Origin of the sequence: Shewanella sp. 10N.261.52.F9 (genome assembly GCF_041471165.1) — a bacterium.
Classification (GTDB): domain Bacteria; phylum Pseudomonadota; class Gammaproteobacteria; order Enterobacterales; family Shewanellaceae; genus Shewanella; species Shewanella marinintestina.
The window spans coordinates 22,312-35,568 of the sequence record NZ_JBFRNX010000014.1 but is presented as its reverse complement, the minus strand read 5'-3'; the positions used below and the strand labels follow the sequence as shown (position 1 = coordinate 35,568).

The 13,257-nt window shown below is 41.9% G+C and carries 11 protein-coding genes; 7 read left to right on the top strand and 4 right to left on the bottom strand.

The genetic code is table 11. The features are described 5' to 3' along the window. Positions 1-12 precede the first annotated feature (12 nt). From AB4298_RS11215 to panP, 7 genes are all read left to right on the top strand, one after another. Positions 13-2,112 carry an MtrB/PioB family decaheme-associated outer membrane protein gene (locus AB4298_RS11215; protein WP_249000427.1) on the top strand — a complete coding sequence of 700 codons (2,100 nt, stop codon included), beginning with the start codon at positions 13-15 and terminating at the stop codon, positions 2,110-2,112. 241 nt (positions 2,113-2,353) lie between these two features. Further along, positions 2,354-2,929: a hypothetical protein gene (locus AB4298_RS11210; protein ID WP_371986776.1), complete on the top strand. Its 576-nt coding sequence runs from the start codon at positions 2,354-2,356 to the stop codon at positions 2,927-2,929. A 28-nt stretch (positions 2,930-2,957) separates the two neighbouring features. Beyond that, positions 2,958-3,563 (top strand): uracil-DNA glycosylase family protein, encoded by a 606-nt coding sequence (locus tag AB4298_RS11205; RefSeq protein ID WP_371986775.1) that lies wholly within the window; start codon positions 2,958-2,960, stop codon positions 3,561-3,563. A 115-nt stretch (positions 3,564-3,678) separates the two neighbouring features. Then, positions 3,679-4,833, top strand: coding sequence for a sugar diacid recognition domain-containing protein (locus tag AB4298_RS11200; RefSeq protein WP_249000424.1), 1,155 nt, complete (start codon positions 3,679-3,681; stop codon positions 4,831-4,833). Between the two features lie 419 nt (positions 4,834-5,252). Next, on the top strand, positions 5,253-6,611 hold the full coding sequence (locus AB4298_RS11195) for a GntP family permease (protein WP_371986774.1): 1,359 nt from the start codon (positions 5,253-5,255) through the stop codon (positions 6,609-6,611). Positions 6,612-6,737: 126 nt separating this feature from the next. Continuing rightward, positions 6,738-7,892 (top strand): glycerate kinase, encoded by a 1,155-nt coding sequence (locus AB4298_RS11190; protein ID WP_371986773.1) that lies wholly within the window; start codon positions 6,738-6,740, stop codon positions 7,890-7,892. Between the two features lie 226 nt (positions 7,893-8,118). Beyond that, entirely contained in the window at positions 8,119-9,765 is a 1,647-nt protein-coding gene (gene panP, locus AB4298_RS11185; RefSeq protein ID WP_249000421.1) for a pyridoxal-dependent aspartate 1-decarboxylase PanP, read from the top strand. Positions 9,766-9,829: 64 nt separating this feature from the next. On the opposite strand, the gene sigZ (AB4298_RS11180) is transcribed toward panP, so the two are convergent. The 4 genes from sigZ (AB4298_RS11180) to sigZ (AB4298_RS11165) all read right to left on the bottom strand — a co-directional run bounded on the left by sigZ (AB4298_RS11180) (position 9,830) and on the right by sigZ (AB4298_RS11165) (position 13,184). Then, the gene (gene sigZ / locus AB4298_RS11180) at positions 9,830-10,372 is read right to left on the bottom strand and encodes an RNA polymerase sigma factor SigZ (RefSeq protein WP_371986771.1); all 543 of its coding nucleotides are present in this window, start codon (positions 10,370-10,372) and stop codon (positions 9,830-9,832) included. Between the two features lie 116 nt (positions 10,373-10,488). After that, the gene (locus AB4298_RS11175) at positions 10,489-10,890 is read right to left on the bottom strand and encodes a rhodanese-like domain-containing protein (protein ID WP_249000419.1); all 402 of its coding nucleotides are present in this window, start codon (positions 10,888-10,890) and stop codon (positions 10,489-10,491) included. A gap of 112 nt (positions 10,891-11,002) precedes the next feature. After that, positions 11,003-12,181, bottom strand: a complete 1,179-nt coding sequence (locus AB4298_RS11170) for a MalY/PatB family protein (protein ID WP_249000418.1) — start codon at positions 12,179-12,181, stop codon at positions 11,003-11,005. 364 nt (positions 12,182-12,545) lie between these two features. Beyond that, positions 12,546-13,184 (bottom strand): RNA polymerase sigma factor SigZ, encoded by a 639-nt coding sequence (gene sigZ, locus AB4298_RS11165; RefSeq protein ID WP_371986770.1) that lies wholly within the window; start codon positions 13,182-13,184, stop codon positions 12,546-12,548. Between the last annotated feature and the right edge of the window lie 73 nt (positions 13,185-13,257).

Sequence of the window (13,257 nt, the reverse complement as noted above, 5' to 3'; positions counted from 1 at the left end):
GGAGACGAGAAGATGAAATTCAAACTAAATTTGGTCACGCTCGCTTTGTTAACGAATGCCGGAATGCTATCTGGCGCAGCTATCGCTGCTGACGGTTACGGTATTCAAAATGCGAATACTGAAAAAGTAAAATTCGAGAAGTGGGTTTGTAAAAACTGTAAAGTTGAAAAAGGCGTTTCGGGCACTGTAGGTATTGGCGCAGGTTATAGCGACAGTGACGACATCCGCTCAGCGAATGCTTTTGCCACCGAAGACGGTTTTGCTGGTAAAGTTGACGCTGATGTTAAGTACATAGGTGACAACGGCTATCAAGCAACAATTGAAGCTGACAATCTAGGTATGGAAAACGGCCGAGCTGACATTAATGTTGGTAAGCAAGGTCAATACAATCTAAACCTTAACTATCGTCAAATCGCTACCTATAAAACTGATAAGGCAATGAGTCCTTATCAGGGAGTTGGTGGCGATGACCTCACCTTACCAGGTGATTGGGTTCATGGCGGCAGCACGCAAGACATGACAAACTTATATTCAAGCCTTAATCCACTTGAACTTTCACTTAAACGTGAACGCGCAGGATTAGGTTTTGAATACCAAGCTGAAACACTGTGGAGCACTTACGTTAATTACCAACGTGAAGACAAAACAGGTTTAAAGCAAGCTTCAGGTAGCTTTTACAATCAATCAATGATGATTGCTGAGCCAGTTGATTATACGACTGATACTATTGAAGCTGGCGTGCGCTTTGCTGGTAACAACTGGTATACGGCGGTGAACTATAACGGTTCTATATTCAAAAACGCCTACAGCGAGCTGTCATTTGATAATGCATTTAGCCCAACTTTTGGAGCACAAACCACTGGTTATATGTCATTAGATCCAGATAACGAAGCCCATACGGTTTCTGTTCTAGGTCAATACGTGGCAGGTCGCACTATCATGAATGGTCGTGTGTACTTTGGTCAGATGACGCAAGATCAAGACTTCACTACCTCTGGTTATGGCTACCAATTGCCTACAGAGTCGCTAGATGGTCGTGTTGATACTCAAGGTGCAACCCTTAAGGTTGTTTCGCGTATTAATCGTCAATTACGTTTAAACGCAAGCTATGATTATAGCGACCGTGATAACAAGACTAATGTTGAAGAGTGGACGCAGATTTCAATCGACTCAACAACAGGACAAGCAGCGTATAACACTCCATACGACATCACGACTCACAAAGCAAAACTAGGTGCAGACTACCGTCTGGCTCGTGGTCATAAGCTTGAAGGTGGTTATGATTATCGTAAGGATGAACGCAGCTACCAAGACCGTGAAACGACTGAAGAAAGCACGCTTTGGGCGAAATACCAACTTAGCGCTTTTGCCAACTGGAACATGTGGATAAAAGGTAGTTACGGCCAACGTGATGGTTCGACTTACCAAGCGTCTGAATGGACCTCAAGTGAGCAAAATGATCTGCTTCGCAAGTACAATCTTGCAGATAGAAATCGTACTCAAATTGAAGCTCGTGTCACTCACAGCCCAATCGATAGCTTGACGTTAGATTTTGGTGCTCGCTACGCGCTTGATGATTATAACGAAACACAAATTGGCTTAACTGAATCAAAAGATATGAGTTATGACGCCAGTGTAAGTTACTTAATCAATGACGACATCACTGTAACGGCATTTTATAACCGTCAAAACATTGATTCAGAGCAAGCGGGTAGTAGCAACTTTGGTACACCAAACTGGTTTGGTGTAGTTGAAGATCAAGTCGATGTACTTGGTGCAGGTTTTAGCTACAACAACTTAATGGAACAGAAACTGCGTTTAGGTGTTGATTACACTTACTCAGATTCAAACAGTAACACTCAAGTCACCCAAGGTATTACTGGTGACTACGGTGATTACTACGCCAAAGTCCACAACGTTAATGTTTACGCCTTATACAAAGCGACAGAGAAAATGGATCTTCGTTTAGACTATAAGATGGAAAACTACAAAGATAACGATGCAGCCAACAACATCGCTCCAGATGGAATTTGGAATGTGTTAAGTTTTGGCAGTAATAGCCACGACTACAATGCACACCTAATCATGCTAAGCATGAGTTACCGTTTGTAGTAAATAGTTGTAACAATCAAAAAACCCGCTCAATGCGGGTTTTTTATTGCCTCAAACTTATGAGCTCAAATCAAAGTAATAACAGCCATCCATTAATACGAATATCGAACAGCCAATAAAGTGAAGCAGATCACCCTGAAGATAAAAGTTTGCAAAAAATAACACTCAAATCAGCGATGTCCTTGAACTTATTGCGGCTTTAAGGGATCTTAATATTATTAACTTCATCTAAAATACTTTCATGACTCATTCAACCACTCTTAAAGCGACTCTTGTCACTGCAATGTTCGCTCCTTTGCCAGCATTTGCAATGGCCAACGACACCACTAACGTATTGATGCTTGCCATTACTTTAGGCGGCTTTAGCTTGTTTAATTTATTACTAAATGGCCTGTTCTATTTCACAGGTAAATACCACAGCCGTAATTTTGCTAAAATGCATACTCTTATCGCTATCATTCCGGCTGTGATAGCCCTAGTTGTCGCGCTAATTTATTTCGATACAGCGGGCGCAATCTCGATGAATATTGGGGTGATAATCGTTAGCGTAGGTCTGAGTTTATTACCGTTACAACTTAACTTGTCAGCTAATAAAGCGCCAACTAAAAATAGCGCACTCATTATCGCTTTTGCGGCGATTCTACTGCTATTGTGCGCGTACTATATTACCCCTATTGCAGTATTTGCTATCGCTTGCGCCCATGTTGCACTGGTTAGTCAAGCCGACATAAAAGTAAAGTTCATATCACTGGCGACATTAGCTATAGCCTATAGTTACTTAGGATATTGGGCGTACAAGATCATCCAATTAAGCTAGCGATTTAGCGTTAACTCTGAGGTTACTGATGCCTAGCGAACAACAACTTATTCCACTACAAACTGATATTGAGCAATGCCAAATTTGCGCCGATAGTTTGCCACTAGGAGCAAACCCTATTGTTCAGCTAGGTAAGAACGCCAAGATCCTTATTGCTGGACAAGCGCCAGGGCAAAAGACTCACCACAAAGGCAGGCCTTTTGACGATGCGAGTGGCGAGCGGCTTAGAGCTTGGTTAGGCGTGACTAAAGAGCAATTTTACGACCCTAATTTGTTTGCCATTGTGCCTATGGGATTTTGTTTTCCTGGCAGTTATTCCTCTGCAGATAAAAAGAGCGGTGATAAACCTCCCCGCCCAGAGTGCGCAGTAAAGTGGCGCAATGATGTTTTAGTCCAGCTTGAGCATATTGAGCTCACTTTACTTGTAGGAAAGTATGCAATTGAATGGCATCTAAAACAAAAAATTAGCGTTAGCCAATCAGTATCAAACTGGCAAACACGCTGGCCAAAAACGCTGGTAATGCCACACCCAAGCCCTAGAAATAACATTTGGTTAAAGCGGCATCCTGATTTTGAAACGTCAATTATTCCTCAATTACAACAGCGAGTCGCACAATTAATAATTCAGAACTAATCGACACCAGCAAATACTTGTAAGCTCACAATAACCTAAAAAATGACTGCCACATTAGCTTCGTTTAAGGCACTGTAATAGCACTTTAATTAACTTCCTTTTAGTGAGAACCCACGTGTACTTTTTAGATGGCGCCCTAGCGAGACAAATCGTTAAACGTACGATGAAAATTATTGGTCACAATATTAATGTGATGAACAATCATGGCGTCATTTTAGGCTCTGGTGAATCTCATCGTATTGGCGCCATCCATGAAGGCGCATTGCTTGCCATCAGCCAGCAGCGCACGGTTGAGATTAGCGCACAAAGTACAGGTACCCTCCAAGGCGTGAAACCTGGGATCAACCTGCCATTGCACTATAAAGGCGATATCATTGGCGTCATCGGCATTACAGGTGAACCTGAAAAGTTACGCAGTTATGGTGAACTACTCAAAATGACAGCCGAAATTATCGTAGAGCAAGCTAACACTATAGAACAAGCCCAGTGGCACTATCGACAAAAAGAGGAATTGATCATTGAATTGATCAAAACGGAGGGACCATTTACCTCCCATCAGCGGAACTGGGCCTCTCAGCTGAGTATCGATCTTGATGCACCTAGGGTTGTAGCTCTTATAAAAGTCCAAGCCGATGAAGAAGAGGTTGCTGCAAATTCAATGTTAAAACAAGTTCTCCACCTATTAGAGAACCCTTCAAGAGGTAATTTGGTCGCGATGACTTCAATGACCGAACTCGTAATTTTAAAGCCCGCCTTTCTTGATGGTAAAACCTGGGACCCCGTTCTAGAAAGCGAACGTATAGACCAATTACTTGCTCGGCTGCCCAAAACACTTGTTAGCCGCCTAAAAATATCACTTGGTCATTATTTCCCTGCAGCTGAAGATCTTAACCGTTCATACCAAACCGCTCTAGAAACCCTAGTTATTGGTCAACAAATGCAACCTAAGCAAAGTAAATACCTGTACGAAGATTATTCATTGTCTGTATTGCTATCTGGTCTAAAGGATAACTGGCGCGGTAAGGAACTACTCTCCCCTTACCAAGCTTTACTCATTGCAGATAAAAGTGGCCAACTAATTAAAACCTTAACGGCCTATCTGCAGCACTTTGGTGACTTACAGCAATGTGCCAATGTACTTTTTATTCATCGAAATACATTGCGCTACCGGCTCGAAAAAATCCAGAGGATCACGGGTACCAATATCAATCAACTCGATGGGCTTTTGCAACTTTATATTGGTCAAGTGGTGTTAAGCGAAAGCAGCTAATAATTCGATTTAATGAATAAAACCAGTGCTAACAACCTAAAGTTATGAATAACAAAGGTGTCTGATTTAACCGCCATCTTCGCAAATAAAATACCGTTAATAGCTAAAGGCTGTTATTACCGTTAAAAATGCTGTTCGTTAAATAAGTTGTACATTTTATAATGCAAAGATACGGATAATGCCACCGAAAACTCAAACGATTGATATTTGTTTTCAAAACACTTTTTGTGCGCACGCACAAAAAATATGACTTTTAACATTTAAAATTAGTGACTACAGCCAAAGAAATTTTCATTTCATCACCGCATAATATTTTGGCCTGAAATACCTTGGTCAGCACCTTTCATACAGTGCTCCCAATTTGGCTTAAACAACAAAACCTTACATATAAATAAAAAATACCCATACAGGGATACCCTATGAGCTTAGTACTGATCTTGCTGGCAGTGATCGCGTTTATCGTTATTGCTACTGCTAAATTTAAACTCCATCCATTTTTGACCTTGATCTTAGCGTCGTTCTTAGCCGCTTTTGCCTACGGTTTACCAAGTGCCGATATCGCTAAAACGATAACTTCAGGTTTTGGGGGGATTTTAGGCTACATTGGTTTAGTTATCGTATTAGGTACCATCATAGGTACGACTCTGGAAAAAAGCGGCGCAGCCATTACCATGGCCGATGTCGTCATTAAAGTACTAGGCAAACGCTTCCCAACATTAACCATGTCAATCATTGGTTATATCGTTTCTATCCCTGTATTTTGTGACTCTGGCTTTGTAATCTTAAACTCACTAAAACAATCGATGGCCAACCGAATGAAGGTCTCGAGTGTATCAATGAGCGTCGCTCTAGCAACAGGTCTTTACGCCACTCACACCTTTGTACCACCAACACCCGGTCCAATTGCAGCAGCGGGTAACTTAGGCCTTGAGTCAAATCTTGGTTTAGTGATTTTTGTAGGTATTTTTGTCGCAGCCGTAGCCGCGCTAGCCGGTACTTTATGGGCTAACCGTTTTGCTAACACGCAACCAGATGGTGAAGGTGCTGAAGAATTACTAAATCAAAAAGAAGACTTTGATAATCTAAAGCAAGCTTACGGCGAACTTCCAAGCCCTACTCGCGCATTTGCACCTATTTTTGTACCGATTTTACTTATCTGTTTAGGCTCTATCGCTAACTTCCCATCAGCGCCTATTGGCGATGGCATGTTATTTGAGTTTTTAGCCTTCTTAGGTCAGCCTGTTAACGCCTTAATGATTGGTCTATTGTTGTCATTATCACTATTAAAAGGTGACGATAAAATTAAAGAGTTTAGCGACCGCATTAGCCAAGGCTTAGTGGTAGCTGCGCCAATCTTACTTATCACCGGTGCCGGTGGTGCATTTGGTGCAGTATTAAAAGCCACTGATATTGGTACCTTCTTAGGTGAGTCACTATCTGCTTTAGGTATTGGTATCTTTATGCCGTTTGTGGTGGCTGCAGCGCTTAAATCAGCTCAAGGCTCATCAACTGTTGCATTAGTGGCAACATCAGCATTAGTCGCACCTATGCTAGGTGATATTGGTCTTGCCAGCGATATGGGCCGTGTTCTGACCGTTATGGCGATTGGTGCAGGTGCAATGACAGTCTCTCACGCAAATGACAGCTTCTTTTGGGTGGTCACTCAGTTTAGCCGTATGAGTGTTAAACAAGCTTATAAGGCGCAAACAATGGCGACACTGATCCAAGGTGTGACCGCAATGGCGATGGTATACCTACTAAGCTTAGTCCTACTATAACTAACCACTGCACCTAACTTGGCGAGCGCTAAACGATATTAAGCTCGCCAAGCTTCAACTCCTTTAAATACCTCAATGCTAGTCTGCCTCAACGTTGAATCTGACAGACTACCAATAGGAAAACCCATGAAAATTGTGATAGCCCCAGACTCATTTAAAGAAAGCTTAACCGCAATGGAAGTGGCAAATGAGATAGAACGAGGGTTTCGCACAGTGCTACCTAATGCCGAGTACGTCAAAATGCCTGTCGCAGATGGTGGTGAAGGTACCGTGCAATCTATGGTTGATGCCACTCAAGGTAGCATAATCAAAGTCAACGTAACTGGCCCTTTAGGAAACAAGATTCAAGCCTTTTACGGCATTTTAGGCAATAACCATCCTAATAATAAAAAGACTGCTGTTATCGAAATGGCCGCGGCGTCAGGCTTACATTTAGCAGCCCTGAGTGATCGCAATCCACTTGTCACCACAAGCTATGGTACAGGGGAACTTATTGTAGATGCCTTAAACCGCGGCATTGAACACATCATTATTGGCCTTGGTGGCAGCGCAACAAACGATGGCGGCGCGGGTATGGCACAAGCTATCGGCGCTCATTTACTTGATGCATCAGGTAAAGCCATAACAAGTGGTGGTGCAGCATTAGCACAACTAGCAGCAATTGATTTAACAGATCTTCATCCACTTATTGCAAAGTGTAGTTTTGAAGTCGCTTGTGACGTTAACAATCCATTGTGCGGAGAAAAAGGGGCGTCCGCCATTTTTGGCCCACAAAAAGGCGCGACGCCAAAAATGGTTGAGCAACTCGACACAGCCCTAGCCCACTATGCAGATATTATCGCCCAAACTGGCATTGTCGATAACCGAAGCTATCCTGGAGCGGGTGCTGCAGGCGGTATGGGCTTAGGCGTAATGGCCTTCTTAGGCGCCGAACTAAAACCGGGCATAGATATTGTAATGCAAACAGTTAACTTAGCTAAAGCAGTTAAAGGCGCCGATCTAGTGATAACAGGTGAAGGACGTCTTGATAGTCAAACCTTACACGGTAAGACGCCAATGGGTGTGGCGGCAGTTGCCAAAGCACAACATATTAAGGTTATCGCTATTGCAGGTTGCGTAAGTGATGATGCTAACATTTTACTACAACATGGTATTGACGCTTTGTTCTCTATTACTCCAAGAGCATTACCATTAGCCGAAGTGTTAGCCAGTGCTAAGCATAACCTTTACTGTACTTCTAAAAATATCGCCGCCTTGTATGCATTAGCTACGAATAAATAATCATTATTTGGGCGCATAGTGGCGCCCCCTTCTCTTTCATCGCCAGCATTGCCCCTAGCCCTTTTACTCTTGCGCTAACTGAGATAGTCTATTTAATGTAATACCAATAGGTGTAAGACTAGCCATTATGGTTTTTATGCTTGAAGCACTAAACAGCATAAAGTAAAGTGGCCTCCCATTTTGAAAGGCTGTAATAACAGCGCGATAAGTAGAGATTGATAGCCCAATGACACTAAGACAAGCGACCGCTTCTGAAGAGGCATTACTGCGAATTTTTACAGTTCCAGAAGCTCCAGACTCAACCCTTAGTGTGATTGAACAGAATATCTCGCAAAACCTTATGGGTTTTTTGCAAGAGAGCGTTGTTGCAGTAGAAAAGCCACTTTCAGAAGTCGAATTAGATTTTCAGCAATACCATATCCCTGCATCACCGCAGTTTGTGTCTGATTATGCCGACAATATGATGAAGACGCTCGTTGCTCATTCAGTGCATACTTCGGCGCCTAGCTTTATTGGTCACATGACTTCAGCGCTACCTTACTTTGTGTTACCACTATCAAAAATGATGGTTGGCCTTAATCAGAACTTGGTCAAAATTGAGACATCTAAAGCATTCACACCTCTAGAGCGCCAAGTTCTAGGTATGATGCATCACTTAGTTTATACCCAAGATGAAAGCTTCTACCAAAGCTGGATGCATAGCGCCAATGTATCGCTAGGTGCATTTTGCTCTGGCGGCACCGTTGCTAACATCACAGCCTTGTGGACTGCTCGTAATCAGCTATTAAAAGCTGATGGTGATTTTAAAGGTGTTTCAAAGCAAGGGCTTATTAAAGGTCTACGTCACTACGGCTACGATGATTTGGCTATATTAGTCTCTGAGCGTGGTCACTATTCTTTGGCTAAAACAGCCGATTTGTTAGGCGTGGGCCGCGAAAATATTATTCAAGTTCCGACATTAAACGACAACAAAGTTGATGTGGTAAAAATGCGAGAAATCGCTTCACAACTTACACAAGCCAACATAAAAGTTATGGCAATTGTTGGTGTTGCGGGCACTACAGAAACCGGCAATATCGATCCACTCAATGAACTGGCCGATTTGGCGGCTGAGCTTAATTGTCACTTCCATGTTGATGCAGCTTGGGGCGGTGCCAGTCTATTATCAAATAAATATCGCTATTTACTTGCGGGAATTGAGCGCGCAGATTCTGTCACCATTGATGCCCATAAGCAGATGTATGTGCCAATGGGCGCGGGGATGGTGCTATTTAAAGATCCTACCTTTGCCAATGCCATTAAGCATCATGCTGAATATATTTTACGTCAGGGTTCAAAGGATTTAGGTAGTCAAACGTTAGAGGGCTCCCGCCCCGGTATGGCGATGCTAGTTCATGCTTGTCTTAAGGTGATTGGCCGTGATGGCTATGAGATCTTAATCAATAATAGCCTTGAAAAAGCACGTTACTTTGCCGACTTAATTATCGAAGAAGCTGATTTCGAGCTCGTTTCTCAACCAGAGCTGTGTCTTCTAACCTACCGTTATGTGCCGCGCAGCGTACAAATCGCGATGGCTAAAGCCCGAGAATTAGGTGACACTGAAACATTGAGCAAATTTAACCAATTGCTTGATGGCTTAACCAAGTTTGTGCAAAAGACTCAGCGTGAACAAGGTACATCGTTTGTGTCTCGAACTCGAATAAACCCAGAAAACCACCAGCTAATGAATATCAAGGCAGTGGTATTTAGAGTGGTATTGGCAAACCCATTAACCACTCATGAGATCTTACAGCAAGTACTTACCGAACAAACTCAAATAGCTAATAGCGATACGCGTTTCTTACCTAAGCTGTTAGAACTCGCGCAAAGCTAAACCTATTAACAGCGGACTCGATCAAATCGATTTATTATCGAGTCTCGCTGCAATAGGTTAGTAATTAACAGCCCTTAAAATTGCCACTTTTAAGATCAAACTCTACAACATTCCCCTGTTTATCCAGCGACAAATGGCAGCACTCTTCATACAGCCCCCGTAAGCGCTCACGAGACTTTTGCACTCGAGACTTAAGTGTTGAATAACTAATACCATGTTCAGCGGCATAGTCCTTTTGAGATTGTCCATGGAGATCAATTGCAGTTAATAAAGCAGAGCTATCTTCAGGTAATGCGTTGATAAAAGGTTCAGTACAACGAGAAAGCGCCTGCTCAGTACTTTCCTGACTTTGTTCATACCATAACTCTTCGCCCTCAATTTTCGCTGCACGACCACGCTTACGATAAAAGTCAATGATGGCGTTATTGGCAACTTGATAAAGCCAAGACTTAATTTTTGCCTCAGACTGTACCGAGTGCAGATTATCAAAAGTCTTAATCAAAATTTCTTGCAAGAGATCATCAACATCATCTGGATTTGACACTTTTGCATGAAGAAATGCTTTAATCTTATTTCGGTATTGTTGCCAAATGGATTCTATATTCATTAACGATTATCTGTTTATCAATCAATTGTAATGGCTTAATCTTAGCTTTCGCTGATATTTAACTATTATTAGCGTTCACATGAGTTTTGCTCCGCATTAACGATAAAGTCATGCAGCTATTCGGTGCTAGTTTCTATTTCACCTTGCTCATTTTGCCAAGCAGCAAAACCACCAGCTAGATTCAGCACTGGCTTTAATCCCATATCATGCGCTTGCTTAGCAGCGTAAAGTGACCTTAAGCCATGGGCGCAATAAAACACGTAGGTTTTATCTAGATTAAATATAGGGTTATGCACCGGACAACTAGGGTCAATTAAAAACTCTAGCATGCCACGCGGGCAAGTAAACGCGCCTGGAATAACGCCAAGCTTGTCACGCTCAGATGCTTCTCTCACATCAACAAAAACGTAATCGTCATTTTGATAAAGCGCCTTTGCTTGTTCAATGTTGATATCTTTTACCACTTCACGAGCTTCAGCTGCTATCGCTTGAATGCCCTTAATAATGTTTTGAGCCATTTGTGTTCTCCTCTCTCGCTAACTTAAGCCAAACAAGTTAAGTTAGTTGGACAATTAGCGAGATAATAATTAAATTCTTTAACTTTTGTAGAGCCATGCTAAACCTTAATAATTAGTTTTGTAACTGACTGATTGCGCTATTTAGCAATTCAAATGAAGCTTGGATCTGCTCGAGTGGCGCGGCAAAATTGAGGCGATAAAAGTTCTCATCACTTTCACCAAACCAAGTACCTGGTGTTAGTGCCAATTTCGCTTTTTGAGTCAATAAGCTTTTTAGCTCAGTAGAATCGAGTTGTAAGCCGCTAAAATCGAGCCAAATTTGGTTAGTGCCTTCTGGTTGGTAGAATTTAACTTGTGGCAATTGCACAGTTAAATACTCGGTGATCCAATCTCGGTTAGCTTGGGTGTAATCTAAAAACGCCTCAAACCACGGCATCCCCTGCTGATACGCAGCAATCGTTGCGTAGGTAGTAAACGCATTGCCGTGATCGAGTGCCATAGAGCTAACGCTTGCTTTAACTTTATCTTTAATATCAGTGTTATCACTGTAAATATAGCCATTTGAAATACTGTTTAAACCAAAGTTTTTTGCTGGCGAACCAATAATCGAAATACTCTGATCATAGCCAAGTTCAGTAATGCTAGTAAATTCATTACCAGCAAAAATAATATCGGCATGCACTTCATCGCTGATAATCAAGGTCTGATACTTTTTAGCAATAGTGACTAACTTCTCAAGCTCTGCCTTTTGCCATACGCGCCCAACTGGATTATGCGGATTACATAGCAGTACAATTTTTACATCGCCTTGCTTTAACTTGTTTTCAAAATCTTCAAAGTCCGCCTCATAGCGGCCATTCTGTACTTTTAATGTATTACTCACTGCGGTTCTGCCAGCCGATTCAATTAAACGGCGGAACTGGTGATACACAGGAGTTTGAATAAGTACGCCATCCCCCTTTTCCGAAAATTCACGAATAAGTATGCCTATCGCACTTAACACACCAGGTACTTGTACGAAGTTCGCTGGTTCCAGAGTTAATTGATGACGCAGGTAATTCCAATGGCTAATCGAGCTAAACACCGTTTCTGAATCAAATTCATAGGAATAGGTTTCTCTATCGATAAGGCTATTCATCGCTGCAGTAATAGCAGGCGCGATAGGAAACTCCATGTCTGCTATCCAGTAAGGTACGACTTGGTCAGTACCGTACACTTGGTTGAGCATCTTGCTATCACTCTTAATAAATTTATGCGTACTTTGGCTATTATTTGGGGTCGCTTTGAACATATTTTTCTCCGATACTTAATCGTCTATGTCACTAGGACGCGATTAAAGAAAAAAAGACGCAAAATACGTTAAATTATTTTTGAGGCGAATATCGACCAGTAGTCATTCGACCTTTAAAACTGACACAGTTGTGGCACATGTTAGGTATAAGGGAGGATGGTTTGAACTTAAGTATTCAACGTTGAATGTTCGTTTAGAATGTTTATGGTTAAGAGCCAGTGATAGGCTGTTGCAGCGAGAGGAAATTAGCTAACATGCTTAAGCTCTTTAACGTAAGCACTATAACTTGGTTCAGTAACTAAACTCGCTATAAGCCCACGTTCATAAATGAGCGATATTAAACCGCACTTCTAACTATGCGGTATCAAGCGCATTGTAAATGCAGACACTCTGATTTTGGCTTAAAATCGATAACGCCTTGACGGCCCACTTCAATATCACAGTAAGTCATCAGTAAGTCTTTAAATTTTACTCGACCTCGTTGAATGCGGCTTTTAGTCGCTGAAAGTGACATACCAAGTTTATCGGCGACTTCTTGCTGAGGTAAACCATCAAGCTCTGACAGCAACATTGGCTCACGATACTTTTCAGGTAAGCAATCAAACATAGGCCGTAAACACTCAGCCATTTTTTGCACCGCTGCTAGCTCTTCAATTTCATCTACCAAGGTATCAGGAAGTTCATCAAAAGCTTGCCTACTACGATAAAAATCCATAATCACATTGTGTGTGATCCGATAAAGCCAACTCTTCAAGCTATCACGGGAGTTAAGTTGATGCAGCTTCGCACTGGCTTTGATGTATACCTCTTGTAAAATATCATCTACAGCATCTTTATCATCAATGTTCTTCAGCACATAGTGCCTTAGCTGTTCTTTATGTTTAAGCCAATCAGTTAACATCATTACCTCGATATTCGCATTCATGCCATTGATTATAATTCGATAATACCAGAAATACAATAACGCATAGATAAACAAACGGTATTCATGCTCATTGCTCAAGCAGCTGCAGAGATCCTTTGCCTAAAGCAATCGAAAAAACCATTCCAAATGTGGATTAACAATCTGTTAGACT